Genomic DNA, 14,852 nt, shown 5'->3' on the forward strand with positions numbered 1-14,852 from the left:
GATGTATAAACAACGAATACTGCGTCAATTCAGCTTTTCAATCCTCTTAACTATGGGCTTGTTCACTGCGGTCATCTCTCTTACTTTAAACTCTTTGTGGGAACTAAAAAACTCGTACAATAATCTATCAAATGAGAGATTGCCGCGTTTAAGTAAAACCAATACTTTGCACCATCAAATCGAACGCCTTATCACATTATCCAAATCCTTGACTGAATCAAAAAATGAACCTGAACGTCAAATTACCATGTCAGAGATAGAAGGTGTACTCCTCGGTATTAATAGGAATGTGGATACTGCGTCGAATGCGTTTTTAAGCAGACAAATGTCAGTTTTGTCGAGGGAAGTGAACGAACTCAATGCACTTATTATCGATAAAATACAAAGTACTGGACGCCTATTTGAACAGGAACAACACTTAGTCGAGACAATCTCAATAGCCACAACTGAGAGAAAGCTGTCAGCACTCGAACAAAAAAAATTAACTGAGCTACTACTGCATATTACGCAAATTCATCAACAAACCCGTATTAACAAAATTAGAAAGATACAAAGCGACATTAGTACCTTGCTAAAAACTTTTCCCTCTTCCAGCGCCAACAATCAAGTATTTGATGTTCTCGGCGAGCATTTACTGGAAGATACTGGGTACATTCAGAACAAAATTGAATCTTTACGCATAATCGGTAGAGCACGGGGACGAGGTAATTTTGTCGCTAACCTAGTGAAAGATGTAGCGAATACCTTAGAATTTCAATCCCGTAAAACGATGTCAGAATCTTTAAAGGAGTCGGCTGAGGTCTCCAGAGCCATAGAGAGCATTACTCACACCAATACAATTATTGTTCTCGTTTCTATCGTCATCTCGCTCTTAGCTATTTACTTGCTCTACAAACGAATAGTGTTACGCTTAGTAGACCTGTCGAAAGATGTAGAACTCGCCTCAAACGACGAAATAGACGAAGTCGCATCGTCGGGTAATGACGAGATCACAAAACTGGCAGACAATGTAAATAATTTCCTGAACAAAGTGAAAGAACAAGAAAAAACCCTATTAGCCTTAAGCAGAAAAGATCCCTTAACAGGCATAGCTAATCGACGCGCATTTGAAAGTACCTTTGAATCGATGATGGCACAAGCCAAACGGCAAGAATGGAACCTGTCGCTTGTATTAGTGGATGTTGACTATTTCAAAAAATACAATGATGAATATGGGCACGCTGAGGGGGACGCCTGTTTACGACTCGTTGCCAATCAACTCAACGAAACCTTGACTCGTTCAACCGACTTTACTGCAAGATATGGCGGTGAAGAATTTGTTTGTTTATTACCTAACACAAATATTGATACCGCAAAGAAAAAAACCGAAGACTTGATTCAAGCTATACTGCAACTGGATATTCCCCATTCACAGTCTCCACATGGCCGCGTGACGGTAAGCGCAGGTGTGGCGACCTTCCCTTTCAACAAAACTAGCAATTGGCCTCCAGAAACCATTATTGAGCAAGCGGACAAGGCTCTTTACCGCGCCAAAGACAAGGGTAGGAACACAATGGACGCTTTTAAGATTTAACATCGCTTAAGACATCCTTTACGTGCTTCAAATCCAATACTTCAATCTCTAAAGCCATTTGGATATAGAGAAACAGTTGCGCCCCCATAGACGCATTGTTTACTTTTGAGCGCAAGGTGCTCTCTGTTTGCGACACGCCAAGTGCCGCTAGCTTTTCCATCAACTGCTTATAGTTGACGCCTTTTTCTATCATTTGAGCGCGAACGATACGCCGTATTGTCTCTTTCATCTCTGGGGAATTAAATTGTGCCATAAAATACCTCTACACTTATTTTGTCCAACATAATAGACAAATATTGACAAATATCAACAAATACTATAAATTGTCTCGAATAAAAGACGTATGTCTTTTATTACAGTTAAATACACCTTGTTATTCCGGTAAATTTATGGAGAAATTGCATATGAATGATCATGTAGAAAAGATGAAACTAAATACAAAGAAGTTTGCTTCAATTGGCATCATGGGTCTTTTGGGGCTTGTTGTCATATTTGGTTCTGTTTATACAGTTGAAGAAGGACACATAGGTATTGTAAAGCGATTTAATGAAGCCAAGTCCCAAGTTAACCCAGGCCTTCATTTCAAAGTTCCGTTTGTTGACTCGGTTGAGTCGATTGAAGTAAGAACCCGTAAAAACGAAGAAAAAATGTCGTCAAGTACAAAAGAGCAAATGCCGGTTACGGTGCACGTGTCTGTGAACTGGACGGTAGATAAATCCTCTGCGCTTGATTTGTTTAGGCAGTATGGTGGTCTGACGCAATTTGAGCAGCGTATACTTGACCCTCGCTTTAGGTCGGCAACAAAGGATGTGATTCCTCGCTTTGAAGCTGAACAATTAATACAAGATCGCGCCACCTCAATTCAGTTAATAGAAAACAACTTAATTGAAGAGATGAAAAGCTTTCCTGTCGTGGTAGACAATATCCAAATTGAGAACATTATACTTCCTCCAAAATATATTCAGTCGATAGAAACCAAGCAAACTGAAAAAAACTTAGCCGCGGCAGAAGAGCACAAACTTGAAAGGCAACGGCTAGAAGCACTTCGAGAAGTAAATACTGCTGACGCAAAAGCACAAGGGATTGTCAAAGTTGCCGAAGCAGAAGCGAATGCAATCCGATTAAAAGGTGAAGCAGAGGCCGCCGCTATAGCTGCGAAAGCAAAAGCACTGAAGGACAACCCCTTAATCGTCACCTTAACGGAGGCACAAAATTGGAATGGTCAACTTCCACAAACCGTACTTGGCGAAAGTGGCATGCCAATCCTAGACCTTAGGAATAAACAAAACTAAGGCTCGAAGCAATAGACTTAGTTGTTTAGTAGCCATGTAAATATATGAAAAAGATGAAGCTCTGTTATTGATTAGCAGGGCTTTTTCATGGTTGCTACATACCACAGTCGGTCGGCATCAACTTGAAGGACAGGACAAAATAGATTTTCTATGGGAGCTATCTGATCATTGTGCGTTGTATGGCGAAGTAGAGTAGATTGATTAGCCTGACGTAGCAGCTCTCATCTGAAGGCAACTGTGACGCACTAAAATTTAAAATGGCGGAGAGAGAGGGATTCGAACCCTCGATACGCTACAAACGTATACACACTTTCCAGGCGTGCGCCTTCAGCCACTCAGCCATCTCTCCGTTATTTTGTAGCGCGCGTATACTAGGTAAAACTTCGACAGGTTGCAAGTCAGAATTTAGTATTACGCGCATAAACGCGGAAGATTTGCGCTATCCTTTCATTTCTGCAGCAAAACTCAACATGCGATTCAATGGGATCATGGCTTTGTCGCGTAAATCCGCATCCACGAATATTTCACGTCCTGCCGGATGAGTTAACGCTTCTTTTAAAGCAACCAAGCCGTTCATTGCCATCCACGGGCAATGTGCACAACTTTTACAGCTTGCACCTTGTCCGGCAGTGGGCGCTTCTATGAACTCCTTATTGGGTTCGAGTTGCTGCATTTTGTAAAAGATGCCTTTGTCAGTTGCCACAATAAATTTTTTGTTGTCCATTGTTTGCGCAGCTTTAATTAGCTGTGAAGTAGAGCCAACTGCATCGGCCATATCAACAACACTTGCCGGTGACTCAGGGTGGACTAAAATTGCGGCATCTGGGTGCAAGTGTTTCGCCTTTTTTAATGCCTGTGAAGAAAACTCATCGTGTACAATACACTCGCCATTCCACATCAACATGTCGGCACCCGTTTGCTTCTGGATGTACGCCCCTAAATGCCGATCGGGTCCCCAAATTATTTTTTTGCCTAAGCTATCTAAGTGTTCGACTATTTCTAACGCAATACTCGATGTTACTACCCAATCTGCGCGGGCTTTAACCGCTGCAGAGGTATTAGCATAAACAACAACGGTGCGCTCAGGATGAGCGTCACAAAATTCCGTAAACTCTTTTTCGGGGCATCCAAGATCAAGTGAGCAAGTAGCCTCCAGTGTTGGCATGAATACACGCTTTTCAGGGCTAAGAATTTTAGCTGTCTCGCCCATAAACTTCACACCCGCAACGACTAAGGTTTGCTCCTTTGCATCGCGCCCAAATCGAGCCATTTCTAAAGAATCTGCTACGCATCCACCAGTATCTTCTGCCAAGGCTTGAATAATGGGGTCAGTGTAATAATGCGCTACCAATGTCGCCTGTTTCTGTTTCAGCAACAATTTGATGTCGCTAATTAATGCTTGCTCGCGATCAAAACTGAGTTTTACGGGCTTGTCAGGAAAAGGATAGTCAATCGGCGCAATTCGCGTGGCTAAAGTCATAGTCAAAATAATGAGTTGATGATGCACTAATTATACACTTAGGTAATAAAAAGTTCATTTTGTTGATGTAAAAATAGAACGATAAGGGAAAAAGTGTGTATCAACGTGGTGGGTCGTGCTGGATTCGAACCAGCGACCAATTGATTAAAAGTCAACTGCTCTACCAACTGAGCTAACGACCCCCATCGATTAATATTTTAGATTGCCTTTGTCGAAAAACTAGTTTTTAAAAGCAAACCAGCTTGAAGCCTCTCTAAAGCGGCGTGCATATTAATGTTAGAACAACAACAATGCAAGCTTGAATCCTAATTTTTTGAGATTTTTGCTTTGAATGCCTAAATATCAGTCAGCTACACTGGCAAACATACTCATTTTGTTACACCGTAAATATGACACACCAGTGTGCAGCTTTTAAAATGGCCTCAGTCGAAACCAACAAATTTGTTATCATCGGCAATGATCACATTATCGCTGTGCTTGACCCTGAAAAAGGGTTCTGTCGTCAGTTCTCTCTCAGGAAATGCGGTCGTTTTATTTATCGTGTTATTAGTAAAACGAAGGTTTTCGACAGAAAAAATATCTAATATCAAACGTTCATCAAATACATTAAAAGTATTGTTTTCAATGAGGATGTTTTTGTTATAGCGTACCTCAGCCTGAAACGCCTTTTCGATACCGGCATCGACATCAATGATTGCCTTTCCCCAAACACTAAACAAGCTGTTATCAAAGACATTATTGCGAATGGTCACGTCAGTCACACCGCCTTGTTCGTACCAATTGACCGCATCACCTTCAAACAATAGGGCTGCGCCGGGAACGTGGAAATAGTTGTCTTCCACTATGGTTTTACCGCGACAATTGAGTAACATGCCTCGCGCCCTATTCCTGCGGATCGTATTACCTTTAATATGTACGAAAGGATAATCTCTAATCTCTGAAATTGAGTCACCGGGTTTAATACGACTATCGATAGGCTTATCAAAGCGTACTAAATTGATTTCTTTGTTGATGCGAGTAACACTTTGTATTGTATTAGTGCCATATGTTCTGAGGCTTTTTCCGTGCACAAGCTCCATTTCATCACCCACATCAATAAAATCAAAGCCCCATTGCTGAGGATGCATCGTTTTAATATAAGCAGTGTGTTCGTCTAGTAGCTCATAAAACATGGCATATATACCATGTATATTTGTGGCGTCATCTTGTTGATTCTCAAATAGGTTATTAATCAAGGCTACTTTGCCAGTGCAGTTGTTAAAATGCGTGGCGTCTGCGGTTGCGCTAATGATCCTGCCCTCTGATGGCGTCACTTTACTATTTTGCATCGTGAAATTGTGACAACGTTGGCCAAGTACCCCCATGCCACCAGCATGATAAATCGTAATATTGTCAAGCAGTACCTCACTACTGTCTGACACAACAAAGCCCGGAAACCTGCGGTATTTTGAACTAAATGTCATAATATTGCCGACTGTGCCTTTTAACACGGGATGAAAAATTCTTATATTTCGATGCCCTTCTAATTTTTTAGCACTTAACCAATGCCCACTGTGTAAGTCTCCGGCCATGTAGGGCGTGGCTCTGGTTTCTGGGTCATATTCAAGCATGCGCTTGAATGCATACTCTTCTGCTTTTTTAGTCGTCAGTCGCCTTTCCAACTTTATGTTTTTTTCAATTTTAGACGGTCGAATATCGTCCGCAGCCAAAAATTCAAGTATTCCCGCTGCGTTGATACGAAAAGGAAAGATTTCAGGAATATGTAAATCCATGTAACCATCACCTACCGCTAGTATTTTTCCTTCGCTGTGAAACGCGCGATAAAAATCAATACTAAAATTGCGTAAGGTGATATTGGCAGAATCTTGTAAAATAAAAGGGTTAATCCCGCCGTGAAAAACGAAGTCAGCGCCCTGCCCGTCAATTTCTATGTTATTTGCGCCAAATAAGGGGAATACCACTCGTTTAAGGCCTTCATCGTTGTTGCTAATGAAAGTATAAGCTTCATGCGCCATTTCAGGATAAAAATGGTAGGTGCCTGGAGCAAAGACAATTTTTTTATTTCCACTTCGCACTGCTTTCTCGATAAGCTCGACGACGGCTCGCGTGCTATCTTGCTTTGTATTTGGCACAATACCGTGCTCTTTTGTGTATAGCACCTCTACATCTGCGCCTTGTAAAGCATAGACGGAACTAGAGAAGACCAAGGAAAAAAACAAAACAACAGCAAGTATTCGAATACTATCACTAGTTGAAAAGACGTTTGTAAATCTACAAGACATGAGCAAATTCCGTTGAACGCTGCCTCACTCGAGCACACAGTGGTCGGCACTACAGCATAGTTGAACAAGGTTATATTGAATTTCTTAGGGAAAGCACTTTCGTGCCTACTCTATTTATCCTGTCTATTAAATCAATTTTCATAACAGCTTCAATTGTTAAAATTTGTTTAACAATTAATTTAATTGTGTAATATTTTAGACACCCAAAGGAGAGCGCTCTCCCGCTTATAAAATATAACTTTACTAGAAGGACTCAACATGGCACATGCAAACATGAAAAGAGTAAATTTTTTGTTATTTTTTGTCTTGTTTGTAACGAGCTGTGGCCAGCATGATGTGCAGACAACAATCGCAACAGACAAACCATCCGCGCCCCCCAACATCATTTGGGTAGTTTTGGAAGATATATCAACCGACCTCGGCACTTATGGACATCCGATTGTTAAAACCCCGAATTTGGATAAAATTGCGTCACAAGGAATAGTATTCGAGAATGCCTTTTCGACATCGTCGGTGTGCTCACCCTCGCGCTCAGCGTTTTTTACCGGTATGCATCAAACTAGCATTGGTGCTCATCATCATCGCAGTCATCTCGACGATGGCTATGCGTTGCCGGAACACGTAAAAATGCTTTCAGAGTATCTACGTGAAGCCGACTATTTCAGCCTACTACTTGGCCCAAAACAGAAAACTGACTTTAACTTTAGTCATGTTACTCAAGCCTTCGACGCCACTGACGGCGAAATTAAGTATTCTGGCGGCGCTTACACACACGCACCGACCGAAACAAAATATTTAGACGGATCCGCATGGCAAGCATACAAACAACAAGCTAAAAATAAGCCTTTTTTCGCTCAAATTAATTTTACCGAGTCACATCGCACATTTGTTGCAGATAGAACCCAGCCCATTAATATTGAGGATGTGTCTCCACCATCGTATTACCCTGATCACAATATCGTTAAACGAGACTGGGCGCTTTATTTAGAGACTATCCAAATGGTTGATAAAAAGGTGGGCAATCTTTTTGCAGAACTAAAAGCGCAAAACGCGCTAGACAATACCATAGTCTTCATTTTTGGTGATCATGGTCGCGCCATGTTGCGCGATAAACAATGGCTATATGACGGTGGTCTGCATGTGCCATTTATTGTATGGGGCAAAGGTATTGAGCAAGGTCAACGGTCAACAGACATGCTTAGCTTGATAGATGTGGCTCCCTCGACATTGGCTTTGGCAGGGATAGACGTACCAGAACATATGGAAGGCAAAGTTATCGTTGGTAAACAAAAACAGAGTGTTGAATATGTTTATGCGCAGCGTGACCGCTGTGATGAAACAGATGATCGCATTAGAGCAGTTATTGGCAAAGATTTTCACTACATAAGAAACTTCATGCCTGACAAGCCTTACACTCAATTTAATGCTTACAAAAAACTTCAATATCCCGTATTAACGCTAATGCAAAAGATGCACGAAGAAAACACGCTGAACAGTGTACAAGCGGCATTTTTTGCTGCAAGAAAACCACTAGAAGAACTGTATGATCGTCACAATGATCCAGAGCAAATCAATAACCTCGCAAACGATCCCAAATATGCCAATGTCTTGTCGCAATATCGAATAGCCTTAGTAAAATGGCAAGAACAAAGTGGTGATATGGGTATGGTCGAAGAGGCACAAAGTGTAAAAGATTATTGGGATAACTTTTTCGAAGAGCACTACGCTGCACAAATGGCCAAACGCGGATTATCGACAGACATTGATCATGACAGCTACCTTGCTTGGTGGGATACATTTTTACTTGAACTAGGCAAATAGTTAGCGAATTGAGTGAAGTACAAGGCTTCCTTGCCTGTACTACTCTCAGATTTATTTTTTGGCTAAATACCTCAGTCGAGTATTTAGCCAGTAACTCACATTAAATTGTTGATCGTAATTGTCATCCCCTTTCTTCGGCTTTTGCCAAGCCTCTCTTGTAGGGATATCGAAATAAAACCCTTTGGCCTCATGCAGTACAGCCGCTATGTTCATGATTTCTAAAACAAGTATTTTGTCATCTGTCGCGTTGATATAGCTAAGTAGAGGAGCTACAGGATCGAAGTCAGAAGTAAGCGTTAAAAATTCGATTGCTCGGGCTTTTACCAAGATATTGGGTTCGGTTGACAACATTTGCTTTACTGTCGTTTGCAGGGAGATTGCTTTATCACCAAAAGCTGACAAGTTAATCAGTGCCCAGTATCTCTCCCACGGCCTGTCTGATTTCAAGGCATTGAGTAGTTGGCTTTTTACTTGTTCAAAATCTTTCAATTGCAAGTTAGCAATGTCCATTAGTGTCTGCATTTCCGCACGATTCTTTTTAGCAAAAGCCATGGGGTCGTTCGCGGCATACTTAACAAGCCAATACTCAGGGTAAAAACCAAGGTCTCCTTTATCTAGCATATGCGCAAACAAAGCGGTTCTCATGTCATTCGCGACTGTAGAAAGGTCTGCTTGATCGATTAGATTTTTGGTTTCGTGGGGATCTGTTTTCAAGTCATATAACGCTTCTGCTGGCTTTTTCTCAAAAAAACTGGATTGAATGCTATTTAACTTTCCAGCTTCAAACAGTGCTTTCCACTCTCTAAATGCATATTGTTTGTAGCGATATTCGTTGAAAAGGCCGTCTGTGTTCATGGGTGTAAAATGACGAACATATTTGTAACGCCCCTTTCTATACGCACGTACAAAGTCGTACTTTTCATCAAACCTATCCGCATACGACCAACTACTATCGCGGCTTGACACGTCTTTTTCTGTCACCCCTTTACCCAAAAACGGCTTGCCATCATAAGAGTCGAGTAGTGGCAATCCAGCCAAATTTGCCAATGTTGGCGCAAAATCGACAAAATTTAGCACACCGTGTTGACGAGTATCTGTGTTAACTTGTTTATCCTCATAGACCAGATGTTTAAAGTTTTCTGGGATCCTCACGACTAGAGGAACGTGTAAGCCCCTCTGATTGATATAGCCTTTACTGCCAGGTAAAACACCACCGTGATCGCCGAAATAAAAAATAAAGGTATCTTCTAATAAATCATCTGCTTTTAACTTTGCAATAACTTCAGCTATCTCTTTATCAACCGCCGTGTGTCTATCCAAATACCTTGCATAAGTGTAGCGAAACACCTCGGTGTCTGGGTAATAGGGCGGTAATGTCACCTCGTCTACTGAATGCGCCGTTGCTTTTGTACCCACATCAGACTCAGGGAAATGTAAGTTTTTCTCATGTGTGGTAGACCAACTTTGCATATAGAAAAACGCTTGCCCTGGTTTACGTTTACGCCAAGTTGCCGATGTGCCACTTTCATTCCAAATTGACGATGGTGCTGTAGTGACAAAATTAAAATCCGTTTTAAAGTTGTTAGCCGTGTAGTAGCCGTTATCCATTAAATATTTGCTTATTGGTACAACTGACTCTGGCAAGGGCACAGGTGAAAATTTCCGATGATAGTTCAACATTAACTTGGGAGTTTCTATGCCAGTAGCCAAAGTCGTGCGGGCGGTGGAGCATACAGGCGTGTTTGAAAAAACCTGATGATAACTTATTCCGTCTTTTGCCAAGGCTTCCACAGAGGGCATGGCTGCGCCGGTGGGATTAAATAGTTTGATATATTGAGGGGAGTTGTCCTCGCTGACTAGCCACACGAAATTTGGTTTCTTTTCCACTGCTGCTACAGATATACTAAAAGCGTTTGCTGCAACAATACATAATAGTTGAAAGCAGACAATCCATTTCTTCATCATAACGTTCTCTACACTTTGCAATTCCTGACTCAGCGCGGCATTCGACGAAGCTTCGGCGCGGTATGGAACGAGTGAAGGTATAAGGCTAGGTTGAGCAATTTGTAAAATCAAAATTTGTTTTTCAGGGATGAAAAACCAAAGCATATATGGATATACTCGCCGCGTTTTTGATTTTACAAATTGCTCAACCTAGCCTTATACCTTCACTCGTTCCATACCGCGCTTGAGCTCGTATTTAATGCATTAAGCACAAATAAATGATAGCGCTATACCAACAAATATATTAACATTTGTGTTAATTTTTATTTTATCTTTTATCACATTTCCTTTGCTTTTCCTGATTACGCCTGTTTTAAAACAACCTCGAAGAAATGTCGATTTCCCTCTAACTTTTAGGAGATGTTATGGTTCGACTCAGTGATGTAGCCGAGAAAGCTGGCGTATCTGCTGCGACTGTATCGCGAGTAGTAAGAGGGGAAGGAAAAGTCGGGGACAAATGTAGAGCGCATGTTAAACAAGTTATCGCCGAAATGGGCTATCGTCCTAATATAAATGCGAGAGCGCTAGCTTCGAAAAAGAACGAAATTATCGGCGTGATCACGCCGAATGTCACACAAGCTTTCTACGGTGCTTTAGTCACAGGCGCCGAAAACGCTGCTCAACAAGTCAACTACCGAGTAATGCTTAACAACTCACACAATCAAATTGATACCGAGTTAGATGCCATTTCTTCATTTAGAGAAAACGGCTCACAAAACATTGTTTATCACAGCAATGTCGCCAGCAATGAGCAGCTTATAAATCTGGCGAAAGAAATACAAGGTCTTGTAGTATTAAACCGATATATTCCAGAGATTGCCCATCGGTGCGTGTGGTTAGACAACACTGCAGGAGGACGGTTATCGGTAAAACACCTGATAGACAAAGGGCATAGAAAATTTGTGTTCTTGGCCTCAAATCAAGATTTGCAAGACCCAGTAGATAGGCTAAAAGGCGCCAAGGGAGCGCTACTGGAAGCCGGCATACCTTGGCTAGAAGAAAATGTCGGTTATATCATGCCTAGCATCGATAACGGCATGAAAGGGATCAGCCAATTACTGGAGCGTAAGTGCGAGTTTACCGCTGTGGTGGCCTTCAATGATTCGCTTGCCATTGGCGCGATGAATCGTTTGCAAGATTTAGGTGTCAAGATCCCTGAAGATGTGTCGGTAATTGGCTTTGACAATACAGATATTTGTAAAGCCTGTCGGCCACAATTAACGACGACTCACTACCCTATTGCAGAGATGGCAAAATATGCCACAGAGTTGTCTTTAAAGCTCACTACGACAGACGAGATTGACTCAACAAAAACCCACCTGTATTTACCTCACGTATATGAGCGCGATTCGGTGGCAACGCGCTCTGCTTGCTGATACCTATTGCACAATAGTATGCCAACCAATGATGATATCACAGTACCAATTGACAGCAGTATTCGCATGCACAGAATACTTGTCTCATCTTGCGTACTTCCCTGCCCCGCGTCAAATCCGAAGATATTTAATGATAGACCGGATAAAACCAAAGCAAGTGCCAAGGCAATTTGAACGAGCCAATTTTTACAACTTAAGATGATGCCTTCTCGTTTAATACCATTTTTCCTGTAGTCAAGCTCAATCTGATCAGCCAGCATTGAAGCGCCTAATACCCCTACTCCAAGCCAAACTAGCGAACCCATTGCCGCGTCAAGCACTAGCCAAAGTTGCGCTCCTGGTACAAAGATAAACCACTTTGCCAATCCTCCCAAACATGCCAGAGCAAACAAAGCTCTGAATGTCTGGACTTTACCGAAAAGAATTGAGCAGCGCGTGATTAGCCATATGCCTAAAATAGCGACGACAGCATACGATGTCGACAATACTCCCTTCCACTTTGCGCCTTGTGAGATATCGCCATCGAACATGTAATAAACAATTAAATAGTAGTCCATGGATGCTGCGTAGACCCCCAACAAGGTCTGAAAAAAAATGATCGCCATTATCAGCCGCAGACCTCGTACTTTGAATGCAGAGCGGATATTGGTAAAAACATTTAGTTTATTGGTGGGCATTTTTTGCTGGCAAGGCTCGACGGCTCTCGTCCGCACAAACGTCGCAGGTACCATAGCCAACAGCGCTATTAGGCAGATTGCTACTCCCAAACCCACGTATTTGATGCCTATACTAAGCCCGCCAAACACACTTAGCTGGGCAAGCGGAATCAGCCATTGACTGAAAAGAGAAGCGGCTTTTGTAAAATACGTAATACTGCCATACACTCTGGTTCGTTCGTGCTTGTCGTTAGTCACCTCGTAAGCCATACAATTTAAGGGCACTATCCAACAGGTTGCCAATAGGTAAAATAGTTGCGTCGCAATAAAAAAATATATTAATTGCTGAGTGCTGTCCCAAGCGGGCGGCACTAGCCAAATACATGCATAAAAGATCGCACTTAGCCAAGGGAACACATAAATAAACGGTCGTCTCCGTCCAAGCTTTCCTTGGTGGTTGTCCGACATTTTTCCAATCCACGGGCCAAATGAACAAGCAACAATGACTGGGATAGTCATCGCTAAGCCGAGCCAAAAAGGGTCAACTCCCAATGTCATTTGATAATAAGGAATAGCAAGCGTATTTACAGTTTGATGAGAGAAAAAAACGGCGATAAAACCCAAGCCTAAAGCATACTTTTCACGCCTTAAGCTCAGGTTAGAAGTTGACGACATACTTGATTAAGTTAAACGATTTGTTAGTTATTTGTTAACTTACCAGTTCACTTTATCAAGCTCAACCGCATCTAGCGGTATTTGTGAGATAATACTCGGTTATTCCGGCGCATCTACTTCATAAATAGACACATTGTCAATCAGTACGTTGGAGTCTGCCGGATTGCCCGCAGGGAAACCATATTCCAACCAGATCACTGAATTATCCAGCCAATTCTGTGAGTTCCAGTTAAGTCCTGAAAACACACTTAAGCCTTCAGGGCTATCATCCGTAATTTGTTTTAATTGAACCAATTGCCAATCATCAGAAACCGCAATATCTCCCGTGATTGTTAGAGTCTCAGGATGCCATCCCCCATCGAAAGCTCTCGCAAAGATAAAAAATTGTGTTGGCTCTGTGCCTAAATTTTTAGCCCAAATGTAGGCGCTAAAATAGTTATCAGAACCCAAACCAATTTCTCGAACCATTGGCTCATCACCACTCCAAACCACAGCGCGGAAACTGGACGGAGTAGAACTTGCGGTCATTTGTAGTGCATGAGTGTTGTCCAAACCTTCCGCAGAGTCAGCGACACTCAATCCACTGCCTCCGTTCCAAGGCCAAGAACCTGCAGGCTGAAAATCGAAATCGCTGTTTGCTGCCATATTACAAGCTATGTTGTCTGTTAACGTAATATTTATTTGCGCTGACAACCCGACATCGTTTTCTGCAATAACAGATATTGGGTTTAAAACCACAGCCCCTTCCCGGTGTATCGTCAAGTAACCATCTTGCACGGTAACAACTGACTCATCCGAGCTTGTCCATGTGACAGGATTGGTAAATCCACTTGCGATGGGCAATTGATTTACTGAGAGCGGGAACGTTGTGCAATCAGGCAGAACGATGTTTTGTGGCAATACCTCACCATCAAAATCGACGATTTGCATACCAATCGGATTTGGAATATCAAAAGTAACGGACAATGGCACTCTTACCTGTACATCAGGATTGTCAACAGACGTAACCACAAGCTCGGTAACCCCTTCTGATAAGCCGGTCACTAATCCTTGCGCATCAACTTGAGCGATACTGGTGTCTTGCACCACCCATTCAAGTGTTTGGTCAGTAGCAAAAACAGGGGCAACATTTGCGACTATATTCAAACCAAAATCAGGTGGCAGTAGAATTTCGTTATGGCTTAAAGAAATTGACTCAACCGGATCCTTTATTCCGTTTACCGTTACCGATATACGGCGAGGTATTTCGTTTCCGTCCGCATCTGTTCTTGTACCTGCGCCGTTATCAATAATATAAGTATAGTCATAAGTAAGACTTTCACCGAAAGCGATTTCACGAGCAAACACGTCAGTATCAATAAACATGCTATTGCCACGCACCACAATTGAATTCAACGGTGGCTCGAGTGAGTCATCTGTACGGTATACATTTCGCAATACGACATTTTCGTTTTCGCCGACTTGCGCACCTTGCAGTAAGTCTTGTTCAACAATGCCCGTTTCTTCGTCTACTATAACCGATAGAGGGCCATCAAATTGTATAGGCTCCCCACCTGCTAAGCCGTTGGAAATCCCTTCTTCCGGACCACCACTACAGCCTGTAAGCAAAATGGTAAATAGACTGAATGCTGTAAATGTTAATTTGTAATTTTTCATCCCATTTCTCCTTTGAGAAAACTGTTTCAAGATGTCC

10 protein-coding genes and 2 tRNA genes are annotated in these 14,852 nt (G+C 42.1%); 4 read left to right on the forward strand and 8 right to left on the reverse strand.

Going from position 1 to position 14,852, the window contains the following annotated elements:
* Window position 1 precedes the first annotated feature (1 nt).
* The gene (locus ACFOHL_RS04030; RefSeq protein ID WP_376918905.1) at window positions 2–1,573 is read left to right on the forward strand and encodes a diguanylate cyclase; all 1,572 of its coding nucleotides are present in this window, start codon (window positions 2–4) and stop codon (window positions 1,571–1,573) included.
* On the opposite strand, the gene ACFOHL_RS04035 is transcribed toward ACFOHL_RS04030, so the two are convergent.
* Window positions 1,563–1,826 carry a DUF6471 domain-containing protein gene (locus ACFOHL_RS04035; protein WP_376918906.1) on the reverse strand — a complete coding sequence of 88 codons (264 nt, stop codon included), beginning with the start codon at window positions 1,824–1,826 and terminating at the stop codon, window positions 1,563–1,565. The two genes, ACFOHL_RS04030 and ACFOHL_RS04035, sit on opposite strands and share 11 nt — an antisense overlap.
* A 211-nt stretch (window positions 1,827–2,037) precedes the next feature.
* Between ACFOHL_RS04035 and ACFOHL_RS04040 the strand changes: the two genes are divergently transcribed.
* Window positions 2,038–2,865: a prohibitin family protein gene (locus ACFOHL_RS04040; RefSeq protein WP_449188738.1), complete on the forward strand. Its 828-nt coding sequence runs from the start codon at window positions 2,038–2,040 to the stop codon at window positions 2,863–2,865.
* 258 nt (window positions 2,866–3,123) lie between these two features.
* On the opposite strand, the gene ACFOHL_RS04045 is transcribed toward ACFOHL_RS04040, so the two are convergent.
* The 4 genes from ACFOHL_RS04045 to ACFOHL_RS04060 form a co-directional block, all read right to left on the reverse strand.
* Window positions 3,124–3,214: transfer RNA gene (locus tag ACFOHL_RS04045), tRNA-Ser, on the reverse strand.
* Window positions 3,215–3,304: 90 nt separating this feature from the next.
* On the reverse strand, window positions 3,305–4,345 hold the full coding sequence (nadA, locus tag ACFOHL_RS04050) for a quinolinate synthase NadA (protein WP_376918963.1): 1,041 nt from the start codon (window positions 4,343–4,345) through the stop codon (window positions 3,305–3,307).
* A gap of 106 nt (window positions 4,346–4,451) precedes the next feature.
* Window positions 4,452–4,527: transfer RNA gene (locus ACFOHL_RS04055), tRNA-Lys, on the reverse strand.
* Window positions 4,528–4,767: 240 nt separating this feature from the next.
* Window positions 4,768–6,627 (reverse strand): right-handed parallel beta-helix repeat-containing protein, encoded by a 1,860-nt coding sequence (locus ACFOHL_RS04060; protein ID WP_376918908.1) that lies wholly within the window; start codon window positions 6,625–6,627, stop codon window positions 4,768–4,770.
* A gap of 258 nt (window positions 6,628–6,885) precedes the next feature.
* Between ACFOHL_RS04060 and ACFOHL_RS04065 the strand changes: the two genes are divergently transcribed.
* The gene (locus tag ACFOHL_RS04065; protein WP_376918909.1) at window positions 6,886–8,448 is read left to right on the forward strand and encodes a sulfatase family protein; all 1,563 of its coding nucleotides are present in this window, start codon (window positions 6,886–6,888) and stop codon (window positions 8,446–8,448) included.
* Window positions 8,449–8,499: 51 nt separating this feature from the next.
* Here ACFOHL_RS04065 and ACFOHL_RS04070 read toward each other — a convergent pair whose 3' ends face one another.
* Window positions 8,500–10,557: a sulfatase family protein gene (locus tag ACFOHL_RS04070; RefSeq protein ID WP_376918910.1), complete on the reverse strand. Its 2,058-nt coding sequence runs from the start codon at window positions 10,555–10,557 to the stop codon at window positions 8,500–8,502.
* A 260-nt stretch (window positions 10,558–10,817) separates the two neighbouring features.
* Here ACFOHL_RS04070 and ACFOHL_RS04075 point away from each other — a divergent pair, with 260 nt between their 5' ends.
* Window positions 10,818–11,828 carry a LacI family DNA-binding transcriptional regulator gene (locus ACFOHL_RS04075; RefSeq protein WP_376918911.1) on the forward strand — a complete coding sequence of 337 codons (1,011 nt, stop codon included), beginning with the start codon at window positions 10,818–10,820 and terminating at the stop codon, window positions 11,826–11,828.
* On the opposite strand, the gene ACFOHL_RS04080 is transcribed toward ACFOHL_RS04075, so the two are convergent.
* Both ACFOHL_RS04080 and ACFOHL_RS04085 read right to left on the reverse strand, forming a co-directional pair.
* Complete coding sequence (locus tag ACFOHL_RS04080; RefSeq protein WP_376918912.1) at window positions 11,783–13,159, reverse strand: MFS transporter; 1,377 nt, start codon at window positions 13,157–13,159, stop codon at window positions 11,783–11,785. The genes ACFOHL_RS04075 and ACFOHL_RS04080 overlap by 46 nt on opposite strands.
* 99 nt (window positions 13,160–13,258) lie before the next feature.
* Entirely contained in the window at window positions 13,259–14,815 is a 1,557-nt protein-coding gene (locus ACFOHL_RS04085; protein WP_376918913.1) for an Ig-like domain-containing protein, read from the reverse strand.
* Window positions 14,816–14,852: the final 37 nt, after the last annotated feature.

The organism is Agaribacter flavus (genome assembly GCF_042646125.1).
In the GTDB taxonomy this organism is placed as follows: domain Bacteria; phylum Pseudomonadota; class Gammaproteobacteria; order Enterobacterales; family Alteromonadaceae; genus Glaciecola; species Glaciecola flavus.

Bases quoted from the DNA above. Each gene is read 5' to 3' on its own strand.
- ACFOHL_RS04030 (WP_376918905.1), top strand. From the start codon at position 2: ATGTATAAACAACGAATACTGCGTCAATTCAGCTTTTCAATCCTCTTA.
- ACFOHL_RS04035 (WP_376918906.1), bottom strand. From the start codon at position 1,826: ATGGCACAATTTAATTCCCCAGAGATGAAAGAGACAATACGGCGTATC.
- ACFOHL_RS04040 (WP_449188738.1), top strand. From the start codon at position 2,038: ATGGGTCTTTTGGGGCTTGTTGTCATATTTGGTTCTGTTTATACAGTT.
- nadA (WP_376918963.1), bottom strand. From the start codon at position 4,345: ATGACTTTAGCCACGCGAATTGCGCCGATTGACTATCCTTTTCCTGAC.
- ACFOHL_RS04060 (WP_376918908.1), bottom strand. From the start codon at position 6,627: ATGTCTTGTAGATTTACAAACGTCTTTTCAACTAGTGATAGTATTCGA.
- ACFOHL_RS04065 (WP_376918909.1), top strand. From the start codon at position 6,886: ATGGCACATGCAAACATGAAAAGAGTAAATTTTTTGTTATTTTTTGTC.
- ACFOHL_RS04070 (WP_376918910.1), bottom strand. From the start codon at position 10,557: ATGCTTTGGTTTTTCATCCCTGAAAAACAAATTTTGATTTTACAAATT.
- ACFOHL_RS04075 (WP_376918911.1), top strand. From the start codon at position 10,818: ATGGTTCGACTCAGTGATGTAGCCGAGAAAGCTGGCGTATCTGCTGCG.
- ACFOHL_RS04080 (WP_376918912.1), bottom strand. From the start codon at position 13,159: ATGTCGTCAACTTCTAACCTGAGCTTAAGGCGTGAAAAGTATGCTTTA.
- ACFOHL_RS04085 (WP_376918913.1), bottom strand. From the start codon at position 14,815: ATGAAAAATTACAAATTAACATTTACAGCATTCAGTCTATTTACCATT.